Annotated in this window: 21 protein-coding genes; 5 read left to right on the top strand and 16 right to left on the bottom strand. The window is 69.7% G+C overall.

Annotated features, from left to right (window positions below):
• The first annotated feature begins 50 nt into the window (after positions 1 to 50).
• Entirely contained in the window at positions 51 to 2267 is a 2217-nt protein-coding gene (locus tag IAI59_RS12790) for a ComEC/Rec2 family competence protein (protein WP_207418277.1), read from the top strand.
• Here IAI59_RS12790 and lexA read toward each other — a convergent pair.
• From lexA to IAI59_RS12750, 8 genes are all read right to left on the bottom strand, one after another.
• Positions 2261 to 2983, bottom strand: a complete 723-nt coding sequence (gene lexA, locus IAI59_RS12785; protein ID WP_207418278.1) for a transcriptional repressor LexA — start codon at positions 2981 to 2983, stop codon at positions 2261 to 2263. The two genes, IAI59_RS12790 and lexA, sit on opposite strands and share 7 nt — an antisense overlap.
• A 106-nt stretch (positions 2984 to 3089) precedes the next feature.
• The gene (locus tag IAI59_RS12780) at positions 3090 to 4295 is read right to left on the bottom strand and encodes a molybdopterin molybdotransferase MoeA (protein WP_207418279.1); all 1206 of its coding nucleotides are present in this window, start codon (positions 4293 to 4295) and stop codon (positions 3090 to 3092) included.
• Entirely contained in the window at positions 4295 to 4768 is a 474-nt protein-coding gene (moaC, locus tag IAI59_RS12775) for a cyclic pyranopterin monophosphate synthase MoaC (RefSeq protein WP_207418280.1), read from the bottom strand. The genes IAI59_RS12780 and moaC overlap by 1 nt, the downstream gene beginning before the upstream one ends.
• A complete protein-coding gene (trpC, locus tag IAI59_RS12770) occupies positions 4765 to 5571 on the bottom strand; it encodes an indole-3-glycerol phosphate synthase TrpC (protein WP_207418282.1) in 807 nt (268 codons plus the stop codon). The genes moaC and trpC overlap by 4 nt, the downstream gene beginning before the upstream one ends.
• Positions 5572 to 5615: 44 nt before the next feature.
• Positions 5616 to 6623, bottom strand: coding sequence for an anthranilate phosphoribosyltransferase (gene trpD, locus IAI59_RS12765; RefSeq protein WP_207418284.1), 1008 nt, complete (start codon positions 6621 to 6623; stop codon positions 5616 to 5618).
• Positions 6623 to 7225 carry an anthranilate synthase component II gene (locus IAI59_RS12760; RefSeq protein WP_207418285.1) on the bottom strand — a complete coding sequence of 201 codons (603 nt, stop codon included), beginning with the start codon at positions 7223 to 7225 and terminating at the stop codon, positions 6623 to 6625. Before IAI59_RS12760 ends, trpD begins: the two co-directional genes overlap by 1 nt.
• 11 nt (positions 7226 to 7236) lie before the next feature.
• On the bottom strand, positions 7237 to 8745 hold the full coding sequence (gene trpE / locus IAI59_RS12755) for an anthranilate synthase component I (RefSeq protein ID WP_207418287.1): 1509 nt from the start codon (positions 8743 to 8745) through the stop codon (positions 7237 to 7239).
• The gene (locus IAI59_RS12750) at positions 8742 to 10649 is read right to left on the bottom strand and encodes a peptidylprolyl isomerase (RefSeq protein ID WP_207418288.1); all 1908 of its coding nucleotides are present in this window, start codon (positions 10647 to 10649) and stop codon (positions 8742 to 8744) included. Before IAI59_RS12750 ends, trpE begins: the two co-directional genes overlap by 4 nt.
• 133 nt (positions 10650 to 10782) lie before the next feature.
• Here IAI59_RS12750 and tpiA point away from each other — a divergent pair, with 133 nt between their 5' ends.
• Complete coding sequence (gene tpiA, locus IAI59_RS12745) at positions 10783 to 11526, top strand: triose-phosphate isomerase (RefSeq protein ID WP_207418289.1); 744 nt, start codon at positions 10783 to 10785, stop codon at positions 11524 to 11526.
• A gap of 40 nt (positions 11527 to 11566) precedes the next feature.
• On the opposite strand, the gene IAI59_RS12740 is transcribed toward tpiA, so the two are convergent.
• From IAI59_RS12740 to IAI59_RS12730, 3 genes are read right to left on the bottom strand one after another with little or no spacing between them, the layout of a single operon-like run.
• A complete protein-coding gene (locus tag IAI59_RS12740; protein ID WP_237180831.1) occupies positions 11567 to 12592 on the bottom strand; it encodes an ABC transporter substrate-binding protein in 1026 nt (341 codons plus the stop codon).
• Positions 12593 to 12618: 26 nt separating this feature from the next.
• Entirely contained in the window at positions 12619 to 13500 is an 882-nt protein-coding gene (locus IAI59_RS12735) for an ABC transporter permease (RefSeq protein WP_207418290.1), read from the bottom strand.
• Between the two features lie 10 nt (positions 13501 to 13510).
• Positions 13511 to 14284 carry an ABC transporter ATP-binding protein gene (locus IAI59_RS12730; RefSeq protein ID WP_207418291.1) on the bottom strand — a complete coding sequence of 258 codons (774 nt, stop codon included), beginning with the start codon at positions 14282 to 14284 and terminating at the stop codon, positions 13511 to 13513.
• 131 nt (positions 14285 to 14415) lie between these two features.
• Here IAI59_RS12730 and IAI59_RS12725 point away from each other — a divergent pair, with 131 nt between their 5' ends.
• Genes IAI59_RS12725 through IAI59_RS12715 form a run of 3 tightly spaced genes read left to right on the top strand, consistent with a single transcriptional unit; the run spans position 14416 to position 17853 of the window.
• Entirely contained in the window at positions 14416 to 15084 is a 669-nt protein-coding gene (locus IAI59_RS12725; protein ID WP_207418292.1) for a response regulator transcription factor, read from the top strand.
• Positions 15084 to 16418 carry a sensor histidine kinase gene (locus IAI59_RS12720; protein ID WP_207418293.1) on the top strand — a complete coding sequence of 445 codons (1335 nt, stop codon included), beginning with the start codon at positions 15084 to 15086 and terminating at the stop codon, positions 16416 to 16418. The genes IAI59_RS12725 and IAI59_RS12720 overlap by 1 nt, the downstream gene beginning before the upstream one ends.
• A gap of 37 nt (positions 16419 to 16455) precedes the next feature.
• Complete coding sequence (locus IAI59_RS12715) at positions 16456 to 17853, top strand: dipeptidase (RefSeq protein ID WP_207418295.1); 1398 nt, start codon at positions 16456 to 16458, stop codon at positions 17851 to 17853.
• Here IAI59_RS12715 and IAI59_RS12710 read toward each other — a convergent pair.
• The 5 genes from IAI59_RS12710 to lpdA form a co-directional block, all read right to left on the bottom strand.
• Positions 17850 to 18917, bottom strand: coding sequence for a threonine aldolase family protein (locus IAI59_RS12710; RefSeq protein WP_207418296.1), 1068 nt, complete (start codon positions 18915 to 18917; stop codon positions 17850 to 17852). The genes IAI59_RS12715 and IAI59_RS12710 overlap by 4 nt on opposite strands.
• A 48-nt stretch (positions 18918 to 18965) precedes the next feature.
• Entirely contained in the window at positions 18966 to 19181 is a 216-nt protein-coding gene (locus IAI59_RS12705; protein ID WP_207418297.1) for a hypothetical protein, read from the bottom strand.
• Positions 19182 to 19233: 52 nt separating this feature from the next.
• Positions 19234 to 19701, bottom strand: a complete 468-nt coding sequence (locus IAI59_RS12700; RefSeq protein WP_207418298.1) for a type II toxin-antitoxin system RatA family toxin — start codon at positions 19699 to 19701, stop codon at positions 19234 to 19236.
• Positions 19701 to 20714, bottom strand: a complete 1014-nt coding sequence (lipA, locus tag IAI59_RS12695) for a lipoyl synthase (RefSeq protein ID WP_207418299.1) — start codon at positions 20712 to 20714, stop codon at positions 19701 to 19703. Before lipA ends, IAI59_RS12700 begins: the two co-directional genes overlap by 1 nt.
• Before the next feature lie 89 nt (positions 20715 to 20803).
• Positions 20804 to 22198 (bottom strand): dihydrolipoyl dehydrogenase, encoded by a 1395-nt coding sequence (lpdA, locus tag IAI59_RS12690; RefSeq protein ID WP_207418300.1) that lies wholly within the window; start codon positions 22196 to 22198, stop codon positions 20804 to 20806.
• Positions 22199 to 22200 lie beyond the last annotated feature (2 nt).

Genomic DNA, 22200 nt, shown 5'->3' with positions numbered 1-22200 from the left:
TCTACCATGGCGCCTGCTTGCTGTAGAGTGCGCGCAGAGGTTGAGGGACCATGGGCGCCACGATCGCACCGCGCGCCTTGCCGGATCCGCTGCCGGCGGGTGGGGCTGGCCGGCCGGCAGGACTTATCGGCCGGCTCAGGCTCCCGCGTTCCTGGGCTTTCGCGGAAGGCTGTCTGGCCGCGGAATGGACCCGCCTGCCACTTTGGCTGCCCGTGGCCTTCGGCTGTGGCATCGTCGCCTATTTCAGCCTGGACCGCGAGCCGGGGCTTGAAGCGCTTTGGCTCGCCCTGCCTATGCTGCTGGCGGCCCTGCTGCTGTTGCGCCGTCATCCCCTGGCCGCTTGGTTCGCTTCATCGGCGGGGCTCGCCCTGCTGGGGCTCGGCGTGGCCGCATGGCATGCCCACCGGTTGCCGCCGATGCCCGACCTGCCCAACAAGGCGGTCGTCGTGGAGGGCGTGGTCGAGAGTGTCGATGCATTGGCCGAGGGGCTGCGCGTGACCCTGACCGCCCCACGCCTGTCGGCGGACAGCCCGCCACTACTCCGGAACTTGCGCATCCGCCTGCGGGCCAAAGACGCGCTGGTCCCGGAACCGGGCGATCACCTGCGCGTCCGCGCCCTGATCCGTGCTCCGGCGCCGCCTGCCTATCCGGGTGCCTGGGACTTCCAGCGCAACGCGTTCTTTTCCGGCCTGGGGGGCTCCGGCTTCGCGATCGGGGAAGCCGAGCGGCTGGAGGAGGCAGCCCCCGCCGGCTCCAGCTTCGCGCGGCTGCGGCAACAGGTGGAGGCCAGGGTGCGGGGCCAGATCCCCGGCGGCGCCGGGGCGGTGGCGAGCGCCCTGCTGACAGGTTCGCAAAGCGCCATTCCCGCCACCGACCTGGACGCGATGCGCGACTCCGGTCTGGCTCACCTGCTTTCCGTATCCGGGCTGCACATCGCCATTGTCATGGGGCTGTCCTTCGGGATCCTGCGCTGGCTGCTGGCATTCATTCCCTGGCTGGCCCTGCGGGGCGACAGCCGTGCCCTCGCGGCACCGGGTAGCCTCATCGTCGGCCTCGGCTACGTGCTGCTCACCGGCGCGCAGGTCCCGATGCTGCGCAGCTTCGCCATGGCCGCCCTGGTGACGCTCGGCATCCTGATCGGCCGCCGGGCGCTGTCGCTGCGGGCCCTGGCCGTGGCCGCCGCGGCTGTCATGCTGCTGCAGCCGGATGCGGTGATGGGCGCCTCATTCCAGATGAGCTTCGCCGCCGTGATGGTGCTGATCGCCGGCAATGAATGGGCAGGCCCGACGCTGCGCCGCTGGCGCGCCGGTGCCGGGTGGTGGCGCAAGCCGGCCCTGCTGCTGCTCGGGCTGGTGATGACATCGGTGCTCGCGGGCGCTGCGACCACGCCGTTCGGCCTGCATCACTTCGGCCGTCTGCAGGTCTATGGGGTGTTGTCCAACGCCGTGGCCATTCCACTGACGTCCATCCTGGTGATGCCCGCGGGCATGGCCGCGATGGCCCTGATGCCCCTGGGGCTGGAGCACTGGGCCCTGGTCCCCATGGGCTGGGGGGTGGAAGCAACCTTGTTTGTCGCGCATGCGGTCGCCGCCTGGCCGGGGGCGGCGCTGGCTGCCGCGCCGATCCCGGCCTGGGGCCTGGGATTGACCGCCTTTGGCCTGATATGGCTGTGCCTGTGGCAGCGGCGCTGGCGTTTGCTGGGCGTGCCGATGATGGTGCTGGGCCTGGCCTCGGCAGCCTGGGTGACGCCGCCCGATATTCTGGTGTCCGGCGACGCCCGGCTGATCGCCTTCCGCACGCCCGATGCCGTGTACCTGCAACGTGCGAGCGGAGCCTCCGGCCTGACGCGGGATAGCTGGCTGCGGAGCTGGGGCGAGGAGGCCGCGACCCCCGTGCCCGCCGAAGGCCGCACCGAGGAGGGCGCGATGGACTGCACGCTCACCGCCTGCCGCTTCCAGCCCCGTCCCGACGTGCCGGCCGCGATGCTGCTACGGCTGGAACGGGCGCCCCGCCGCAATGAAACGGCACCGCCCGTCCAGGCCGGGGAGCATTGTGGGCGGTCCGAGGTGATGATTTCGCCAGAGCCCATCCGCGGACGATGCCGCAGCACCGCAGTCGTGGACCGTTTCAGCGTTTGGCGGGATGGGCCGCATGCCATCTGGCTGACGGCAGACGGCGTCCGCATCGTATCTGACCGGGCCTGGCGGGGGCAGCGCCCCTGGGTGCCGCCCCCGCCCCGGCCGGCTGCCGAACGCGCCGCTCAGTAGCGGCGCAGCAGCCCGATCAGCTTGCCCTGCACCTTGACGCGATCCGGCCCAAAGATGCGGGTCTCATAGGACGGATTGGCTGCTTCCAGCGCCACCGAGTTGCGGTGCCGGCGCAGCGTCTTCAACGTCACCTCGGTGTCGTCCACAAGGGCCACGACAACATCGCCGCTTTCCGCGACATCGCCCCGACGGATGATCACGGTGTCGCGGTCCATGATGCCGATGCCGGTCATGGAATCACCGGAAACTTCGAGCGCGTAATGCTCGCCGGAAGCGAGCAGCGCCGCCGGAACCTCCACGCTGCTGCCCTGGTCCCGCAGCGCCTCGATCGGCTGGCCAGCGGCGATACGACCGTACAAGGGCAGCATCACGGCCCCGGTATCGGGCGAAGCCTTGCGCACATTGGCGGCGGACGCCCCGGAAAAATTGCCCCGAATGACGTTGGCGGGCAGGGGCGAGGCGCCGGCCGTGCCACGCGTCGCCTCGGCACGAGCCTGCACGGCTTCCGGCAACCGCAGCACCTCCAGCGCACGGGCGCGATGCGCCCGGCGCTTCAGGAAGCCGCGTTCCTCCAGCGCCGTGATCAGCCGGTGGATCCCTGACTTGGACCGCAGCTTCAGGGCCTCCTTCATTTCTTCGAAGGACGGCGAAAACCCGGTGTCGCGCAGGTGCTGGTCGATGAACATCAGCAACTCGTGCTGCTTGCGCGTCAGCATGCGGTGAAATTCCCTGAAAGCGGAACCGGCCTGCGAACAAACCGGCAACTGTCACCGATGTTCTACGAAGGTTCCACCGCGTCGGTCAACCGCTTTTTGCGCCCTTTCAGAGACCTAGCTCGTCAAGCACTAAAATTTCGACGGAACTGCCGGCCGGTGCCTCCGGCGCATGCGGCGCGCGAAGCAGAAGGGCGTCCGCCCTGGCCATCGTCTTGAGCATGGAGCTGTCCTGCGCGGGAAACGCGGTCGCCACCCACTGGCCCTGCGCGTCGCGTTTCAGCGTGGCTCGCAGAAAGTCCGCCCGCTGGTCGTTCGCGGCCAGGGCGGCACCGAGGCGGGCCGTCCGCAGGGGCGGCAGCAACCCGGGGCGGCCGCCCAGCGCGGCGATCGCCGGCCACAGGAACACCACGCCGCACACCAGGCTGGAAACCGGGTTGCCAGGCAGGCCGAGCAGCGGCGTTGTCCCCAGCCTGCCCCAGATCAGCGGCTTGCCCGGCCGCATCGCGATCTTCCAGAAATCCAGCGCGAAGCCTGCCGGGCCAAGGGCGCTTTGGACCAGGTCGTGTTCGCCGACGCTGGCGCCGCCGGTGGTGACCAGGAGGTCGCAGCCACGCGCGGACTGCGCTGCGGCGGCGATTGCTTCCGCATCATCGCGGGCGATCGGCAGCACTATCGGCACGCCGCCCGCAGCCCGGACCAGCGCCGCCAGCGCGTGCGCGTTGGAAGAAACGATGCCGCCCGCGCCCATCGGGTCACCCGGCAAGGAGATCTCGTCGCCGGTTGCCAGAATGGCGACGCGCGGCTGCCGATGCACGCTCAGCCAGGGATGGTTGGCGGCGGCGGCCAGCCCGATGTCGCGGGCGGTCAGGCGGCGGCCGGCCGGCAGCAGGGCTTCGCCAACATGGAAGTCCAGTCCGGCACGGCGGATCCAACGGCCGGGGTGGACATCCTCCTGCACCAGCACACCGTCAGCCCCGGATTCGGCATCCTCCTGCAGCAGAATGCCGTCTGCGCCCGTGGGCACCGCGGCACCGGTGAAAATCCGTACCGCCTGGTTCGGACCCAGCTCGCCGCCGAACGGATGCCCGGCCGGCGCCGCGCCGATCACCACGAGGCGCGCGCCCTTCACCGCATCCGCCGCCCGCACCGCGTAGCCGTCCATGGCCGAGACGTCGGCCGGCGGCTGCGTCAGGCGCGCCGCCACGGGTGCCGCCAGCACGCGGCCCCAGCCCTCGGGCAGCGACACCGTTTCGGCACCCACCGGTTGCAACCCGCCCAGAATGCGCTCGCGGGCCTCGGCCACCGACAGCATCAGGGGGCTTCCCAAAGGCCGGACTTGCCGCCTTCCTTGCGGATGAGGCGCACCGCCTCCACCCGCATGCCGCGATCGATGGCCTTGCACATGTCGTACACCGTGAGTGCCGCCACCGTCACGGCGGTCAGCGCCTCCATCTCCACGCCGGTCTGGCCGGTGGTGCGCGCCGTCGCCTCGATCTCCACGGCATCCGGCGCCGCCGGCACCAGCTCGACCCGGACCGAGGACAGCGGCAGGGGGTGGCACAGCGGAATGAGGTCGGCGGTGCGCTTGGCGCCCATGATGCCGGCCAGGCGCGCCACACCGAGCACGTCGCCCTTGCCGATGCCCCCTGCCTGGATGGTCGCGAGGGTGCCCGGCGCCATCACCACGCGGCCGCGCGCCACGGCGGTGCGGGTGGTGGAGGGCTTGTCCGAGACATCCACCATCACCGCCTTGCCGTCGGCGTCGAAATGCGTGAGGCCGCTCACGCCTGCACCATGGCCCGCGCGGCGGCGCTGACATCGGGCTGCCGCAGCAGGTGCTCGCCCACCAGGATGCAGCGGGCGCCGACAGCGGCCATGCGCTGCACATCCGCCGGGTCGCGCAGCCCGCTTTCGGCCACCGGGATGCGATCGGCCGGCACCAGCGGCACCATCCGCTCGGCCGTGGCGAGGTCGGTCCGCAGGCTCCGCAGGTCCCGGTTGTTGATGCCGATCAGGCGGGTGTTCAGCCCCAGCGCCCGGTCGAGCTCCCGCTCATCATGCACTTCCGCCAGCACGGACATGTCGAGGCTGCGCGCCACATCCTCCAGCTCGTTGGCCTGCGCATCGGACAGCGCGGCCATGATCAGCAGGATGCAATCGCCGCCCATGGCGCGGGATTCGTAGACTTGCCAGGGGTCGACCATGAAGTCCTTGCGCAGAACCGGCAACGAGCAGGCCGCCCGTGCCGCGGTCAGGTGTTCGGGCGAGCCCTGAAAATACGGGGCGTCCGTCAGGACGGACAGGCAGGCGGCGCCGGCGGCCTCATAGGCCTGCGCGATCTCGGCGGGGCGAAACGGGTCCCGGATCAGGCCGCCGGACGGCGAGGCGCGCTTGATCTCGGCAATCAGGCCGATCCGCCCTTCGGCCACGGCGCCGCATAAGGCACCCGTGAAGTCACGCGGCTTGCCGCCGTCGCGCGCCAGTTTCTCGATGGCGTCGGTCGAGGTCCGGGCAGACCGCTCGCGCACCTCCACGGCCTTGTCGGCTAGGATGCGGATCAGGGTATCGGGCAGGGCGGGGGCGTTCATCCGGTGTCATCTTCCTCGCGCGGCAGGGGAGGCGCGGCTTCGGCTCAGGGGTTGGTGGCGGCGCGCAGGCGCTCCAGCACGGCAAAGGCCGCGCCGGTGTCGATGGCGGCGGCGGCGCGTCCTGCGGCTTCGCGCAGATCGGTCTCAACACCGGCGACCACAAGGGCCGCCGCGGCGTTCAGCAGCACGCAGTCGCGGTAGGCTCCGGGCGCGCCCTGCAGCAAGGCGACCAGGGCGGCCGCGTTGTCTTCCGGCGCGCCGCCCAGGATGGCCTCGGCCGGCGCGCGGGGCAGGCCGGCATCCTCGGGCACCACGGTGAATTCGCGAAACGCGCCCTGGCGCAGCTCCACCACCTGGCTGGGGCCGGAAAGAGCCAGCTCGTCCAGGCCCTGGCCATGCACCAGCCACGCATGCTCGGTACCCGTCCGCGCCAGCGTCTCGGCCATGGGGCGCAGCCAACGCGGATGAAAGGCGCCCGTCATCTGCCGCGTCACGCGGGCCGGGCTGGTCAGCGGGCCCAGCAGATTGAAAATGGTACGGGTGCCCAGCTCGACGCGCGGCCCGGCGGCGTGGCGCAGCGCCGCGTGGTGGCGCGGCGCCATCAGGAACACCATGCCGGCGCGCGTCAGCACCTCGCCCAGTTCCGGGATCGGCAGGTCCAGGTTGATGCCGAGCGCGGACAGGACGTCCGACGCACCGGACTTGGACGACAGCGCCCGGTTGCCATGCTTGGCCACCGGCACGCCGCAGCCCGCCACCACGATGGCGGCGGCGGTGGAGATGTTCAGCGTCCCCACCCCGTCGCCACCCGTCCCCACGAGGTCGATGGCGCCGGGCGGCGCGTCGATCGCCGTCATGCGTGCCCGCATGGCGCGCACCGCGCCGGTCATCTCGGCCACCGTCTCGCCACGCACGCGCATGGCCATCAGCATGGCGGCGATCTGCGCCGGCGTCGCCTCGCCTTCCATGATGATGCCGAAGGCCTGCTCGGCCTCCGACTCCGCGAGCGTTTCACCCAGCGCGAGGCGCGCCAGGACCGGCTTCAGCGACATCAGGCGGCCACGTTGCGCGCCGGCAAAGCCACGCCGGACATCCGCAGGAAGTTCCGCAGGATGTCATGGCCGTGCTCGCTGGCGATGCTTTCCGGGTGGAACTGCACGCCCCAGATCGGCAGGTCGCGATGCGCGAGGCCCATGATCAGCCCGTCTTCGGTCCACGCCGTGGCTTCCAGCGCCGGCGGCAGGCCGTCCGGCCGCACCACCAGCGAATGATAGCGCGTGGCCTTGAAGGGCGAGGGCAGGCCGGCGAACAGGTCCGTGTCGCGATGCTTCACGTCCCAGACCTTGCCGTGCACCGGGGTGGTCGCGCGCTCCACCACGCCGCCGAAGGCCTGGCCGATGGCCTGGTGGCCCAGGCACACGCCCATCAGCGGCACGCGCGCCGCCGCCGCGGCCTCGATCAGCGGCAGGCAGATGCCGGCCTCGTTCGGCGTGCAGGGGCCGGGGGACAGCAGGATCGCCTCCGGCTGCAGGTCCAACGCATCCTGTGCCGTGAGGGCATCGTTGCGGCGGACCTCGACCTGGGCGCCAAGGTCGCCCAGGAAGTGAAACAGGTTGAAGGTGAAGCTATCGTAGTTGTCGATCAGCAGGATCATGGGGCGCGCTCCTACCGGCCGCCGGCGGCGAAGCGCACGGCTTCTTCCGCCGCGCGCACCAGCCCGCGGGCCTTGGCCCGGGTTTCCTCGTATTCCGCCAGCGGGTCCGAATCCGCCACCACGCCGCAGCCGGCCTGGATGTGCATGACGCCGTCCTTCACCACGGCGGTGCGCAGCGCGATGCAGGTATCCATGCCGCCATCGGCGCCGAAATACCCGATGCCACCGGCATAGATGCCGCGGCGGGAGGGCTCCAGCTCCTCGATGATCTGCATGGCCCGGACCTTGGGCGCACCGGACAGCGTGCCGGCGGGAAAGCCGGCACTGAGGGCATCCAGCGCCGTCAGGCCATGGCGCAGCCGTCCGCGCACCTCGCTGGCGATGTGCATCACCTGGCTGTAGCGCTCGATGTTGAAGCTCTGCGTCACCTTGACGCTGCCGATCTCGGATACCCGGCCGACATCGTTGCGTCCGAGGTCCAGCAGCATCAGGTGCTCGGCGCGCTCCTTTTCGTCGGCCAGGAGCTCGCGCTCCAGCGCCTTGTCCTGTTCCGGGGTCGCGCCGCGCGGGCGCGTTCCGGCGAGGGGGCGCACCGTAACCTCGCCGTCGCGGAGACGGACCAGGATTTCCGGGCTGGCGGCGACAATGGAAAAGCCGCCGAAGTCGAAATAAACCAGGAACGGCGCCGGGTTGATGCGCCGCAGCGCCCGGTACAGCGCGAAGGGCGGCAGGCCGAAGGGCACCGAGAAGCGCTGGCTGGGCACCACCTGGAAGCAGTCGCCGGCGCGGATGTATTCCTTGGCCCGCTCCACCGCCGCGATGAAGTCGTCCTTGGTGAAGTTGCTGGTCGGCTCCGGCAGCGGCGGCAGGGTGGCGGGCGGGGCGGGGCGGGGCACCGGGCGGTCCAGCGCCGCCTCGGCCTCGTCCAGCCGGGCCTGGGCGGCATCCCATGCGGTCTGCGGGTCCGTGCCGTCCGCCCAGACAGGCGTGGTCAGGGTCAGGGTGTCGCGCACATGGTCGAACGCCAGCACCAGGGTCGGGCGGATCATCACCGCGTCCGGCGTGCCGAGCCCGTGCGGGTTCAGGTCCGGCAGCACCTCGATATGCCGCACCATGTCATAGCCGAGGTAGCCGTAGAGACCCACGGCGATGGGGGGCAGACCGGCCGGCACGGCCATGCGGCATTCGCCGATCAGCGCGGACAGGCTGTCCATGGGCGGCTGCTCGGCCGGCACGAAGGCATGCGGGGCGGTCAGTGCGTGGCGGTTGATCTCGGCCTGGCCGTCCCGGCACCGCCAGATCAGGTCCGGCGCCATGCCGATCGCCGAGTGCCGGCCGCGCGCCGCGCCGCCCTCGATGCTTTCAAACAGAAAGGCGTTGGGCTTGCCCTGCGCCAGCTTCAGGAAGGTGCCGACCGGCGTATCCAGATCCGCCACCCTTTCCCGCCACACCACCTGCCCCTGCCCGGCGGACAGCCCGGCGGCAAAGGTGGCGAAGTCGAGGTTGCGGATGGCGTTCATCGTGCGGAGACCTGTCCCATCAAGGTCGGGTTGACGGAAACGCTGGCGCCACGGCGCAGCGCTTCCAGATATTGTGCCTCAAGGTCGGACAGCATGGCCTGCTCGACCTCGGTGCGGACGCGGCCGAGGCCCAGCGGGTCGGCGGCGGTGTCCGGGCGGATGATACCCGCAACCTGCCCGACGGCGAAACCACCACCGATCTCGGCCATGGTGGCCTGGCCCTCGGCGGTGTCGAACAGCGGTGCCAGCAACTCGGGCGGCGGGCTGTTGCGGCCATCGCCCTGGGCGTCCGCCTGGCGCGGGAAGGGGCCGACGCGGCGCGGCGCGAGGCCGGCTTCGCGCGCGGCATCCGGCAGGCTCTTGCCACCGCGGACGGCCCCCAGCAGTGCCGCTGCGCGCTCCTCCTGCGACCGGCGCCGGGCGTCGGCGGTCCAGGCGGCCAGCACCTGGTCGCGCACCTGGTCGAAGGGGCGCAGGGCGGCCGGCATGACATCCTGCAGGTCGAAGGCGAAGAGCCCCACCTGGCCGGCCTCGGCCAGGCGTGGCGCCTGACCGGTTTCCGCCGTGAAGATGGCACGCAGCGCCACGTCGCGGCCGCCGCCATCAAGGTTCAGCTGGGCGGGGGTGCCGTCCTGCGTCTGGCCGCGGGCATCGACCACCAGCTTGGCCACGGGCAGGCCGAAGCGCTGGCCGACCTCCTCCAGGGTGGCGCCGCCAGCCAGGGCGTCCTCCACCTCGTTGGCGCGCTCGTAGGCGAGGTCGGCCGCCTTTTCGCGCGTCACATCCACCGCCAGCTCGGCGCGCACCTGGTCGAAGCTGCGGGACTGCGCGGGCTGGATGCCGGTCACCTTCAACACGTGCCAGCCGAAGGCGGTCTGCACCGGGTCGCTGACGCCATCCGGCGGCAGGGCAAAGGCGGCGGTGGCCAGCTCGGGCACCGGCAGCTCGTCGCGCCCCACCGTGCCGAGCGATACCGCCTGGCCGCCCTGCTGCTGGGCCAGGGCCTCGATCGCCGGAAAGGCCGCGCCGGCACGCCATTCGGCGGCGACCTTGTTGGCGGCGTCCTGGCTTTGCATCACCGCCTGCTCCAACGCCCGCTTCTCCGGTACCTCGAACTGCGCGCGGCGCGCCTCGTAGGCGGCGCGCAGGTCGTCCTCGCTCGGCTGCACCTCGGCCGCGACAATGGCGGGGGACAGCGTCAGCACCGTGACCCGCCGGTATTCCGGGGATGAAAAGCGGTCGGGGTTGTTTTCATGGAAGCGGCGCAGCTGCGCATCGTCCGGCGCGGCGGGCTCGGGGGCCTCGGCCAGCGGCAGCACGACGAGGTCGGCCAGGCGGCGCTCCTGCTGCCAGGCCAGCAAGGGGCGGGTCAATGCGTCCGGGCCCGCGGCACCGGCGCGGATGGCGCCGGCGAGCTGCTGGCGCTGCAGGTCCGAGCGCAGCAGCACCAGGAACTCGCCCTCGGTCATGCCATTGCCGCGAAGGAAGCCTTCCATTAGCGGCCGGCTGAAGCGCCCGTCGGCCCCCTGAAAGGCCGGGATGCTCCACACGTAGTCGCGCACCGCCGCATCCGGCGCGGCAACGCCGAGGCGGTTCGCCTCCTGCCGCTGCACGCGTTCCATCACGAGGTTCTCGACCGCCTGGCGGCTGACGCCCTCGGCGATCTGCGGCGTCACCTGGAAGTTGCTGCCGAGCTGGCGCTGGATGCGGGCGATCTCCCGCCGGCTGGCCAGCTGGGCTTCCGGCAATTCGATCGGGTCGCCGTTCACCGTGGCCACGGCGTTGCCGTTGCCGAAGTTCCGCACGACGTCCTCGATGCCCCAGATGGCAAAGGACAGGACCAGCAGCAGGAAGAGGGCCTTGGCAAACCAGGTGCTGGCCAGGCGGCGCATCGCAGTGAGCATCGTATTCCGCGCGAAATGGGGGAAGCGGGGGCGGACCATAGGCAAAAGGGGGGCGGTTGCCAAACGCTGCCGGCGCAGGTAGCGCCTGCTCGGCACGATTTATCCCCAAGGCCGACCGGAAGGACCCCCTGGCATGACCCCTGGCGTACGCCCCCTGATCGCAGGCAACTGGAAGATGCATGGCACCCTGGCGGCGGCGCGGGAGCTGGCCGCCGGCGTGGCCGCAGCCCCGGCCGGGACCGCCGAGCTGCTGGTGTGCCCGCCCTTTCTGCACCTGCTGCCGGTCGCCAAGGCATTGGGCGGCGCCGTGGCGCTGGGCGCCCAGGACTGCCATGCCGCCGCCAAGGGCGCGCACACCGGCGACGTCTCGGCCCCGATGCTGGCCGATGCGGGCGCCCGCTACGTGATCCTGGGGCATTCCGAGCGCCGCGCCGACCATGGCGAAAGCGATGCCGTGGTCCTGGCCAAGGCTGAGGCGGTGCTGGCCGCCGGGCTGGTGCCCGTGGTCTGCGTGGGTGAAAGCGAAGCGCAGCGCGTGTCGGGCGAGGCCGAGGGCGTGGTCGCGGCGCAGCTGGCGGGCAGCCTGCCGGAGGGCTTCGCGGCTGCCGGCGGCGTGGTGGCCTATGAGCCGGTCTGGGCCATCGGCACCGGCCGCACGCCGACGGAAGCGGATATCGCGGCCATGCACGCCCGCATCCGCGCCGAGCTGCAAGGCCGCTTCGGCGAGGCAGGCGGCAAGCTGCGCATCCTGTATGGCGGCTCGGTCAAGCCCGGCAACGCCAAGGCGATCCTGGCGCTGCCGCATGTGGACGGGGCCCTGGTCGGCGGTGCCAGCCTGGTCGCGGCCGACTTCCTGGCCATCGCCGACGCCGCATAAGCGCCGCCGCCGGCCCCGCGCGCGCGGGGCCGGCAGGTCGTCACGACCCCTGGCGGTCGTGCAATGCCGGCATGAACAGGTCCTTCCAGCTGTCCGCGCGGTTGCGAACCGTGCCGACGGAATGCATGAACCGCGAATACTCCAGAACGCCGTGCGGCGTGGCGGAGAAGCGCGTGTCCGGGTCCTTGATCATCTTCACCACGTCCTCGTCGGTGGCCGTGGTGCGGGTGACGCGGTTGAAGGCCTGGGCGGCGGCCATCGGGTCCTTGCTGATGAACTCGTTCGCCTCGTCCAGCGCGGCCAGGAACACCTGCATGGTGCGCGGGTTGGCATCCACGAAGCGCTTGGGCGCGAAGATAACGTCCAGTGTCGAATCGCCCAACACGTCGCTGGCGGCGATCACCTTGTGGATGGACGGGTTGTTCAACTCGATGATCGAGAACGGCGGCGAGGCGAAATGCGCCGCGATCTCCGTCTTGCCGCTCAGCAGCGCCTGTGCCGCCTCGGGGTGGGGCAGGCCGACGGTCATCGGGTCGAGCTTGGCGTAGTTCTCGGCGCCGAACTGCTTGGCCACCAGCATCTGCAGCACCACCGCCGCCAGCGAGGTCTTGATGCCAGGCAGGGCGATCTTGTCGTTCGGGGTGAAGTCCGCCAGCGTCTTCAGATGCGGCCGGTTGGCGTTCAGCACCAGCGCACAGGTGCTCATGCCCGACACGCCGATCACCTCGGCCCGCGGAATGCCACGCGCCTTGGCCCACAGGGTGATGAAGCCGGGGGAGCCAGTGCCGGCGATGTCCAGCGAGCCGGCCAGCATGGCGTCGTTGATGACGTTGCCGCCATCCAGCGTCTGCCATTCCATCGCCATGCCGCCAAGGCCGGCCTTCTCGGCCTGCTTCTCCATCATCTTCTGGTCGCGCATCACGATCAGCGGCAGGTACAGGATGCCGTAGCCGTGCGACACGCGCAGGCGGTTCACCTCCGCATGGGCGGGGCGGATGTTGAAGCCAAGGGCGCCGGCGGTGCCGAGGGCAGCCGTGGCGGTCAGCAGGTGACGCTTGGTGATCATGGTCGTTCTCCCGACGATATTGTTGGTTAGTGCTGCATGCCCCAGCGGCGGATCGTGCGCTTCTCGATGTTCGCGAAGATCACGTTCTCGACGAAGAGGCCGATGATGATGACGAAGAACAGGCCTGCGAAGACGTTGGCCGTTTCAAGCTGGTTGCGGTTCTCGAAGATGAACCACCCCAGCCCGCCGCTGCCCGAGGACACGCCGAACACCAGCTCCGCCGCGATCAGTGTGCGCCACGCAAAGGCCCAGCCGACCTTCAGCCCGGTCAGGATGCTGGGGAAGGCGGCCGGGATCAGGATGTGGCGGACCAGGCTGATGTTGCGCAGGCCATAATTCAGCCCGACCATCTTCAACGTGTTGGACACGGAGCGGAATCCGGCATGGGTATTCAGGGCGATGGCCCAGAGCACGGAATGCACCAGCACGAAGATGACGCTGCCGGAGCCAAGCCCGAACCAGATCAACGCCAGCGGCAGCAGCGCGATGGCCGGCAGCGGGTTGAACATCGCCGTCAGCGTTTCCAGCAGGTCCGTGCCGATGCGCGAGCCGATGGCCACCACCGTCAGCAGCGAGGCGAGGACCACGCCGATCACGTAGCCGACCGCCAGGGTCTTCAGTGACACCATCGCGCGTTCCGGGATCACCCCGTTAAGCAGGTTGGCGACCAGCGCCGAGGCGGTTTCCGAAAACGGCGGGAACAGCAGCGGGTTGTCGAGCCAGCGTCCGTAGATCTCCCAGATCACGGCAAGCACGATCAGGATAAACGCCTTGCGGAGGAAGCCGAGGCGGTAGACCGATTCCCAGGCGGAGATCGGCTTCTGGACGGCGCCGAAGCCGGAGGTCGCGGGCTCGCGGATGATTTCCGGGCGGGCCGGCACCGGTGCTTGGTTCAGGGCGATGCTCATGGCGCGGCTCCTAGTGAACGAACAGCATGTCGTTGATGCGCGTTTCCAGCTCCGCCTGCGCGGCTGTGCCCAGCTCGGCGGGCGGAATGCTGTTCAGCTCCGCCTTCACCTGCCCGGGATGGGGCGACAGCAGCAGGATGCGCGTGCCGATACGGATCGCTTCCTCGATGGAGTGGGTGACGAACAGCACCGTGAAGCGCGTGTCGTCCCAGAGCTGCAGCAATTCTTCCTGCATCCGCCGTCGGGTCAGGGCGTCGAGCGCGGCGTAGGGCTCGTCCATCAGCAGCACGTCCGGCTCCATCGCCATGCCGCGCGCGATGGCGACGCGCTGCTTCATGCCGCCCGACAGCATGTGGGGATGGGAGTCGGCGAACTTCGCGAGCCCCACCTTCTCGATGTAGTGCGCCGCCCGGTCCCTGGCCTCGGCACCGCTTGCCTTGCCGGACGCGGTGAGGGCGAAGGCCACGTTCTCCTGCACTGTCTTCCAGGGCAGCAACTGGTCGAATTCCTGGAAGACCATCATCCGGTCGGGGCCAGGCTCGCGCACTTCGCGCCCCTTCAGGCGGATCGTACCCTCGGAAGGGGACAGGTAGCCGCCGATGGCCTTGAGCAGCGTCGACTTGCCGCACCCGGACGGGCCGAGCAGCACGTAGCGTTCCGAGGAATAGACGTCGAAATCGACCCGGTGCGTGGCGGTGACGACGTATTCCGAGGTCTTGTACTGCAGCGTGACGCCCTGCACCTGCAGCAAGGGCACGTCTGCGCCGGGGGTGGCGAGAGCCATCCGCTTCCTCCTCCTATCTGGATGCCGCACCTTGCTGGCGTGGCCTTGATCTCCGATCTACCGTGCGAAGCTGTTGGCTAGCTGACGGCGGATCAGATTCTTTCGTTCGCACCCGCAGCAAAGGTCGGAACATGCGCGTGCTGCTGGTCGAAGACACCAAAGACGTCGGCGAGGGGGTGCAGGCCCGCCTGTTAAAGCTCGGGCACCTGGTGGACTGGGAAACCGGGGCCGAGGCTGCCGAAGCCCGGCTGGAGCTGCAAAGCTATGACCTCGTGGTCCTGGACGTCATGTTGCCCGGCGGCACGGATGGGCTGACGCTGCTGCGCCGCCTGCGGGCGCGCAAGTCCGGCACGCCGGTGCTGATGCTGACCGCCCGTTCGCAGGTGGATGACCGGGTGACGGCGCTGGATCTTGGAGCCGACGACTACCTCACCAAGCCCTTCGATTTACGTGAGCTGGAGGCACGGGTCCGTGCGCTGCTGCGGCGGGGCACCGGCAACGCCACCAACCAGATCGGCTTCGGGGATCTCGCGCTCGACCTCGAAACCCACGGCGTGACGCTGGCCGGGGAGGCGGTGGAACTGACCCGGCGCGAGCAGATGATCCTGGAACTGCTGGTCGGCCGTTCCGGCCGCATCGTGCCGAAGGAGCAGATGGTGGACCGGCTGTTCGGCCTGGATGACACCGCCAGCCTCAACGCGGTGGAGCAGCACATGGCCCGGCTGCGCCGCAAGCTGGCGGCATCGAACACCGAGATCCGCACCCTGCGGGGCCTGGGCTACAAGATCGTGCTGCGCTGATGCGCCAGCGCTCGCTGCATGCCCGCATCCTGTCTCGCATGCTGGCGGTGATCCTGCTGGTCGCCGGCGCCTTTGCCGCCGCCGCCGGCTACTACGCCCGGCTGACGGCGGATCAGGCTTTCGACGCGCTGCTGCTTTCCGGCGCCGCGCAGATCACCGAGAACATGTACGTGCAGGGCGGCGTGCTGACCGTGGAGCCGCCGATCGCCGTGATCGCCGGACTCGCCGTGCAGGATCTCGTGACCTACAAGGTCGTGGATGCGCGCGGCATCGTGGTGGCCGGCAACCCGGCCTTGCCCACGGCCGCCACGGGCCGCCCCAGGGGGCCCGTGCTGGGGGAAGCATACCTGCACGGCCAGCGCTACCGCACCGTGACCACGGTCCGGGACATGCCCTCGGGATGGGCCACCGTCACGCTGGCGCAGACCCTCCGGGCCCGCGAGGCCATGACCGAAGGGCTGACCGCCAAGGCCATGGTGGTGATCCTCGGGATGAGTGCCGTGGCCCTGCTGGGCACCGTTCTGGCGGTCCGGCAGGCTTTGGCGCCTCTGGTGCGGGTGGAGCGGGCGATCGCGGCGCGGGACCCGCAGGACCTGCGGCCGCTGGACTTGCGCGCCCCGCCCGAGATCAACACCCTCCTGACCGCCATCAACGCCTTCATGGCGCGGCTCGACGCGCACATCCGGCAGATGCAGCGACTGATCGGCGACGCCGCCCACCAGGTGAGGACACCGCTGACCGCGCTGACGCTGCAGCTGGACCTGATGCAGGATGCGCCAAACGACGCGGCCCGCCGGCAGCACCTGGACCGCGTGCAGGACCGCGCCGCGCAACTCGGCCGTCTGGCGGCGCAGTTGTTCGACCACGCCATGGTGGTCCACCGCAGCGGCGTGGTGCGGCCGGAGCCGATCGACCTCGGGGCTCTGGTGCGACAGGTGCTGCTGTCTCTGGAGCCTTTGGCCGGCAACGTCGCGCTGGGCCTGGACCTGCCCGCCCAGCCGGTGACCGTGCTCGGCGACCGCGTCAGCCTGCGCGAGGCGCTGAGCAACCTGATCCACAACGCGCTGCGCCACGGCGCGCGGCAGACCCTGGATGTCGTGGTGATGCGCGACGCGGGCCAGGTGGTGGTGGAAATCAGGGACGACGGGCCCGGCATCCCCCATGCCCGCTGGCAACACGTGCGCGAGCCCTTCCACAGCCGGGGCGAGGAGCAGCGCGGCGCGGGCCTTGGCCTCGCCATCGCCGATCAGGTGGCGCGGGCGCATGGCGGCACGCTGTCCTTTCGCAGCCGCCCCGGCATCGGCTTCGCGGTGATCGTGACGCTTCCGGGCTAGGCTTGCGCGCCGGGGCGGGGCAGGGCGACACTGCCGCATGTCCGACACACAGCTCCCCGCCGTCCTCGCCGCGCTCGACAGCGCGCGGGGCGAAACCGAAGCCAGCCTGATGGAATGGCTGCGCATCCCCAGCATCAGCGCCCAGCCGGTCCATGCGCCCGATTGCCGCGATGCCGCCGCCTGGCTGCAACGGCAGCTGGAGGCGCTCGGCTTCACCGTGTCCCTCAAGGACACACCGACGCATCCGGTGGTCATCGCGACGCATCCCGGCCCCGGGGGGGATGCCCCGCACGTCCTGATCTACGGCCACTACGACGTGCAGCCGCCGGAGCCGCTGGCGCTGTGGGACAGCCCGCCCTTCGAGCCGGTGGTCACGGAAGGGCCGCGTGGCCGGCGCATTGTTGCCCGCGGCGCCGTGGACGACAAAGGCCAGGTGCTGACCTGGCTGGCCGCGCTGCGGGCCTGGGACAAGGTGGCGGGCGGCCCGCCAGTGCGGCTGACGGTGCTGGTGGAAGGCGAGGAGGAGGTCGGCAGCCCGAACCTGGACGCCGTGCTGCTGGCCGAGAAGGCGACGCTGGCCGCCGACGTGGCGCTGATCAGCGACACCAACATGTGGAACCCCGCAACGCCGGCGCTGACGGTCAGCCTGCGCGGCATGGCCTATGTGCAGATCGACCTGCGCCTCGGGACGCGGGATCTGCATTCCGGCCTGTATGGCGGCTCCGCCGGCAATGCCTTGAACCTGCTGACCAAGGTGCTGGGCGACCTGAAGGACGAGCACGGTCGCGTCAACATCCCCGGCTTCTACGACGGCGTGATCGAACCGGGCGACAACCAGCGCGCGGAATGGGCCGCCCTTGGCTTTGACGAGGCTGAATTCCTCGGCGCCCAGGGTTTGTCCGTCCCGGGGGGCGAAGCCGGCCGGCACGCGCTGGAACGGCTCTGGGCCCGCCCGACCGCCGACATCAACGGCATCTGGGGTGGCTATACCGGTGACGGCTCCAAGACGGTGATTGCCTGCGAGGGCCATGCCAAGCTGTCCTGCCGCCTTGTGCCGGGGCAGGAGCCGGAGAAGATCGTCGAGGGCATCCGCCAGTTCGTGCAGGCCCGCATCCCGGCCGATGCGACCTTCGAAATGCAGGTCTTCGCCAGCACGCCCGGCCTGTCGATCCCGACCGAATCGCGCTACCTCGCCGCCGCCCGTACCGCTTTGCAGGATGAGTTTGGCAAGCCGGCGGTGCTGGCAGGCGGCGGCGGCTCGATCCCGGTGGTGGAAAGCCTGAAGCGCATTCTCGGGTTGGACAGCCTGCTGATGGGCTTCGGCCTGGATGACGACCAGGTGCACAGCCCGAACGAGAAGTTCGAGCTGGCCTGCCTGCATGCCGGTGCCCGCAGCCACGCCCGCCTGATGGCGCGGCTGGCCGCCGGCGACTAGCCCTTCGCCACGATGGTGCGGATCGCGGCCAGGGTCTCCTCGACCATGGCCGCGGTCACGTCCAGATGCGTGCAGGCGCGGATACGGCCTCCGAGCATGGAGATCTGAATGCCCTGCAGGCGCAGCGCGCCCACCAGCGCCGCCGCGTCCATGCCGCTCTCGGCGGGGTCGAAGAACACCAGGTTTGTATCCGGCTCCTCCACCGCCATGCCGGGAATCTGCCGCAAGCCACGGGCCAGGGCCTTGGCGTTGGCATGGTCCTCCGCCAGCCGGTCCACGTGATGGTCCAGAGCGTGCAGGCAGCCGGCGGCGCAGATGCCGGCCTGACGCATGGAGCCGCCCAGCCGCTGCTTCCAACGCCAAGCCTGGCCGATGAAGTCCGACGACCCCGCCAGCACCGCACCCAGCGGCGCGCCCAGGCCTTTGGTGAAGTCGAGCCACACCGAATCGAAGCCAGCGGTCATCTCCGCCGCTGGGATGCCACTGGCGACCACCGCGTTCATCAGGCGGGCACCGTCCATGTGCGTGGACCAGCCCTGCTCCCGCGCCACGGCGACCACCGCGTCCAGCTCCGCCTGCGGCCAAACCGCCCCGCCGCCGATGTTCGCCGTCTGCTCTACTTCCAGCAGGCGCTGAGGCGGGGCGTAGCGGCTCCGGGGACGGATCGCGGCGCGCAGGGTGTCCGCGCTGAACATGCCACGCGAACCTTGCAACGGGTTGATCTGCGTGCCCGCCAAAGCCGCATGCACGCCGCCCTCGCTGGACAGGATGTGCGCCGTTTCATGGGCCAGCACTTCCTCGCCCGGGCGGCAATGCGTCAGGATGGCGACGACGTTGCACATGGTGCCGGAAGGCAGGAAAACCGCCGCCTCCTTGCCCATCAGGGCGGCCATGCGGTCGCACAAGGCATTGACGGTGGGGTCGTCGCCGAACTGCTCGTCGCCTACCTCCGCCTCCAGCATCGCTTCCCGCATCGCGCGGGTGGGGCGGGTCTGGGTGTCCGAATACAGGTTGATGCGAACGAGAGGCGCATCGGCCGGCGGCCGATCGGGGGCATGGACCATGAGGCGGGTCGCTCCGGACAAAGGGACAGGAAGGCCAGCGCCGGCGTGTCAGTCGCCCAATTCGCGCCAGATAAACAACCCGAGCCGCGCGAGCAGGACCAGCGCGACCGCCACCGTCAGCACGACGATCGCGATGAACACGATGTTCCATGTGTCATGACTGATGGCTGGCAGCCACGATATGGCCGGGACATCCGCGGCCGCACTCCGGCGCAGCCAGGGTTCGAGCCAGTAGAGACTGGCAAGCAGCAGGACGAGAAGCATGGCAGATCGACGCATCAGCTTATCGTCCGCCGGCCCGGGCGATCAGGCAAGCCTAGGATGCGGCGGGCTTCACACCGGCCGGCACGGCGTTGCGCCCATACAACGCCATGGCCCGGCGTTCGAAGCTGCGGACCATGAGCCGCACCGCCTCGTTGAAGACGACGCCGATTACGGCCTGAAGCAATGCGCTGCGGAACTCGAAGTCGACAAAGAAGTCCACCTCGGTGCCGCCCTCCACCGGATGGAACTTCCAGGTATTGTTCAGGTAGCGGAACGGGCCGTTCTCGTACCGGACCTTCACCTCGTGCGGACGGTCCAGCTGCACGCGAGACCGGAATGTCTCTCGGAACAGCTTGAAACCGATGGTCAGGTCGGCAAGCAACTCGGTGTCCGTCTGGCTGATGACGCGGGCCCCGACGCACCATGGCAGGAATTCCGGGTAGCGGCGGACATCCGCCACCAAGTCGTACATCTGCTCCGGCGTGTAGCGCAGCGTGCGCTTCTCGGCATGAGTAGGCATCAGGCCGCGCTGATCTGAGGGTTGGCGCCAAGCTTGGCCAGGCGTGCGTCCCGCAGTGCCGCGAAGTCACGGTCCGCATGGTAGGAGGAGCGGGTCAGCGGCGTGGCCGACACCAGCAGGAACCCCTTGCTGCGGGCCATGCGGGCATAGTCCTCGAACTCCGCCGGCTCCACGAACCGGTCCACGGCGGCGTGCTTCACCGTGGGCTGCAGGTATTGCCCGATGGTCAGGAAGTCGATGTCCGCGCTCCGCATGTCGTCCATTACCTGCAACACCTCCAGCCGTTCCTCGCCCAAACCCACCATGACGCCGGACTTGGTGAAGATGGTGGGGTCCAGCTCCTTCACGCGGTCCAGCAGGCGCAGCGAGTGGAAGTAACGCGCGCCGGGGCGAATCGTCGGATAGAGTTTCGGCACCGTCTCCAAATTATGGTTGAAGACGTCCGGCTTGGCCGCGACCACGACCTCGAGCGCCCCCTCTTTGCGCAGGAAGTCGGGGGTCAAGATCTCGATGGTGGTGTCCGGCGCCGCCAGCCGGATAGCCGCGATGACCTGCGCGAAGTGACGGGCGCCGCCATCCTTCAGGTCGTCGCGGTCCACGCTGGTGATGACTACATGGCGCAGCCCGAGCTGGGCCACGGCATCGGCCACGCGGCGGGGCTCATCGGCATCCAGGGCCTTGGGCATGCCGGTGGTGATGTTGCAGAAGGAACAGGCGCGGGTGCAGATCTCGCCCATGATCATCATGGTGGCGTGGCGCTGCGACCAGCATTCCCCGATGTTGGGGCAGGCCGCCTCCTCGCACACCGTGACGAGCTTGTTCTCGCGCATCAGGTTGCGCGTCTCGTGGTAGATCGGGTGCGTCGGCGCCTTGACGCGGATCCAGTCAGGCTTGCGCTTGATCGGGTTGTCCGGCCGATGCGCCTTTTCCGGGTGCCGCAGCGCCTTGGGGGGCTCGGCGGCATTGGAAACCGCGCCGCCGGCCCGGTGGTCGATCAGGATGCGGGTCGCCATGGAAAGTCCTGGTCCTCCGCCGGGGCATCGCCGCCCGGCTGCATCGGTCTGCAAGGCGGCACGCCCCAAGGGGCGGGCCGTGACTGACCTTAGATGTGGATCACCCGCCCGAATGCATCAAGCACCGACTCATGCATGGCTTCCGAGACCGTAGGGTGGGGGAAGACGGTGTGCATCAGCTCCGCCTCCGTGGTTTCCAGCGTGCGGGCGATGGTGTAGCCCTGGATCATCTCGGTGACCTCGGGGCCGACCATGTGGGCACCGAGCAGGGCGCCTGTCTTGGCGTCGAACACTGTCTTCACGAAGCCTTCCGGCTCACCCATGGCGATGGCCTTGCCGTTGCCGAAGAACGGGAACCGGCCGACCTTGACGTCGTGCCCCGCCTCCTTGGCCTTGGCCTCGGTCAGGCCGACAGAAGCCACCTGCGGGCGGCAATAGGTGCAGCCCGGGATATTGGACACGTCCATGGCGTGCGGGTGCTGGCCGGCAATGGCCTCAACCACGATGATGCCCTCGTGGCTCGCCTTGTGGGCCAGCCAGGGGGCGCCGGTCAGGTCGCCGATGGCATAAACGCCCGGCTCGCCGGTGCGGCCATATTCGTCCGTCTCGATATGCGTCCGCTCCACCTTCACCTTGGTGCCCTCAAGCCCCAGGTTCTCGACGTTGCCGACGATGCCGACGGCGGAGATCAGCCGGTCCGCCACGATCTCCTGCACCTTGCCGTCCACTTCCACAATGGCGGAAACGCTGTCGCCGTTCTTGCGGATGCCCTGCACCTTGGCGCCGGTCAGCACCTTCATCTTCTGCTTCTCGAAGGCCTTGCGCACGAAGGCCGAGACCTCCGCGTCCTCGACCGGCAGGATGCGGTCCATCGCCTCGATCAGCGTGACCTCGGAGCCCATGTTCGAGAAGAAGGACGCGAATTCGGAGCCGATGGCGCCGGAGCCGATGACGATCAGCTTCTTGGGCATGGTGTCCGGGGCCAGTGCCTCGCGGTAGGACCAGATCAGCTTGCCGTCCGGCTCGATGCCCGGGATCACGCGGGCGCGGGCGCCGGTGGCCAGAATGATGTGCTTGGCCTCGATCTCGGCCACCGGCTTGCCGTCCTTCGCGACCGAAAGCTTGCCTGCGCCGGCCAGCTTGCCATGGCCGTCGAACACCGTGACCTTGTTCTTCTTCAACAGGCCCTTGACGCCGGAGGACAGCTGCCCGGCCACCTGGCGCGAGCGCTTCACCACCTTGGCGAAGTCATAGCGGATGTTGTCGACCGCGAAGCCGTATTGGTCCAGGCTGTGCAGCAGGTGGTTGATCTCGCTGGCCCGCAGCAATGCCTTGGTGGGGATGCAGCCCCAGTTGAGGCAGATGCCGCCCAGGTGCTCGCGCTCCACCAGCGCCACCTTCATCTTCAGCTGCGAAGCGCGGATGGCGGCCACATAGCCGCCCGGGCCACCACCCACCACCACCAGGTCGAACTGCTCGGCCATGT

The sequence above is a fragment of the Roseomonas haemaphysalidis genome, from assembly GCF_017355405.1.
GTDB lineage: Bacteria > Pseudomonadota > Alphaproteobacteria > Acetobacterales > Acetobacteraceae > Pseudoroseomonas > Pseudoroseomonas haemaphysalidis.
This window is presented reverse-complemented; position numbering and strand designations above follow the sequence as displayed.

Coding starts and splice junctions, on each gene's coding strand:
- IAI59_RS12705 (WP_207418297.1), bottom strand. CDS start 19,181: ATGCTTCTCGTCCTGCTGCTTGCCAGTCTCTACTGGCTCGAACCCTGG.
- IAI59_RS12720 (WP_207418293.1), top strand. CDS start 15,084: ATGCGCCAGCGCTCGCTGCATGCCCGCATCCTGTCTCGCATGCTGGCG.
- trpE (WP_207418287.1), bottom strand. CDS start 8,745: ATGAACGCCATCCGCAACCTCGACTTCGCCACCTTTGCCGCCGGGCTG.
- IAI59_RS12790 (WP_207418277.1), top strand. CDS start 51: ATGGGCGCCACGATCGCACCGCGCGCCTTGCCGGATCCGCTGCCGGCG.
- lpdA (WP_207418300.1), bottom strand. CDS start 22,198: ATGGCCGAGCAGTTCGACCTGGTGGTGGTGGGTGGTGGCCCGGGCGGC.
- IAI59_RS12780 (WP_207418279.1), bottom strand. CDS start 4,295: ATGCTGTCGGTGGCCGAGGCCCGCGAGCGCATTCTGGGCGGGTTGCAA.
- IAI59_RS12725 (WP_207418292.1), top strand. CDS start 14,416: ATGCGCGTGCTGCTGGTCGAAGACACCAAAGACGTCGGCGAGGGGGTG.
- tpiA (WP_207418289.1), top strand. CDS start 10,783: ATGACCCCTGGCGTACGCCCCCTGATCGCAGGCAACTGGAAGATGCAT.
- IAI59_RS12735 (WP_207418290.1), bottom strand. CDS start 13,500: ATGAGCATCGCCCTGAACCAAGCACCGGTGCCGGCCCGCCCGGAAATC.
- IAI59_RS12700 (WP_207418298.1), bottom strand. CDS start 19,701: ATGCCTACTCATGCCGAGAAGCGCACGCTGCGCTACACGCCGGAGCAG.
- IAI59_RS12715 (WP_207418295.1), top strand. CDS start 16,456: ATGTCCGACACACAGCTCCCCGCCGTCCTCGCCGCGCTCGACAGCGCG.
- IAI59_RS12750 (WP_207418288.1), bottom strand. CDS start 10,649: ATGCTCACTGCGATGCGCCGCCTGGCCAGCACCTGGTTTGCCAAGGCC.
- lexA (WP_207418278.1), bottom strand. CDS start 2,983: ATGCTGACGCGCAAGCAGCACGAGTTGCTGATGTTCATCGACCAGCAC.
- trpC (WP_207418282.1), bottom strand. CDS start 5,571: ATGAACGCCCCCGCCCTGCCCGATACCCTGATCCGCATCCTAGCCGAC.
- IAI59_RS12710 (WP_207418296.1), bottom strand. CDS start 18,917: ATGGTCCATGCCCCCGATCGGCCGCCGGCCGATGCGCCTCTCGTTCGC.
- trpD (WP_207418284.1), bottom strand. CDS start 6,623: ATGTCGCTGAAGCCGGTCCTGGCGCGCCTCGCGCTGGGTGAAACGCTC.
- lipA (WP_207418299.1), bottom strand. CDS start 20,714: ATGGCGACCCGCATCCTGATCGACCACCGGGCCGGCGGCGCGGTTTCC.
- IAI59_RS12730 (WP_207418291.1), bottom strand. CDS start 14,284: ATGGCTCTCGCCACCCCCGGCGCAGACGTGCCCTTGCTGCAGGTGCAG.
- IAI59_RS12740 (WP_237180831.1), bottom strand. CDS start 12,592: ATGATCACCAAGCGTCACCTGCTGACCGCCACGGCTGCCCTCGGCACC.
- IAI59_RS12760 (WP_207418285.1), bottom strand. CDS start 7,225: ATGATCCTGCTGATCGACAACTACGATAGCTTCACCTTCAACCTGTTT.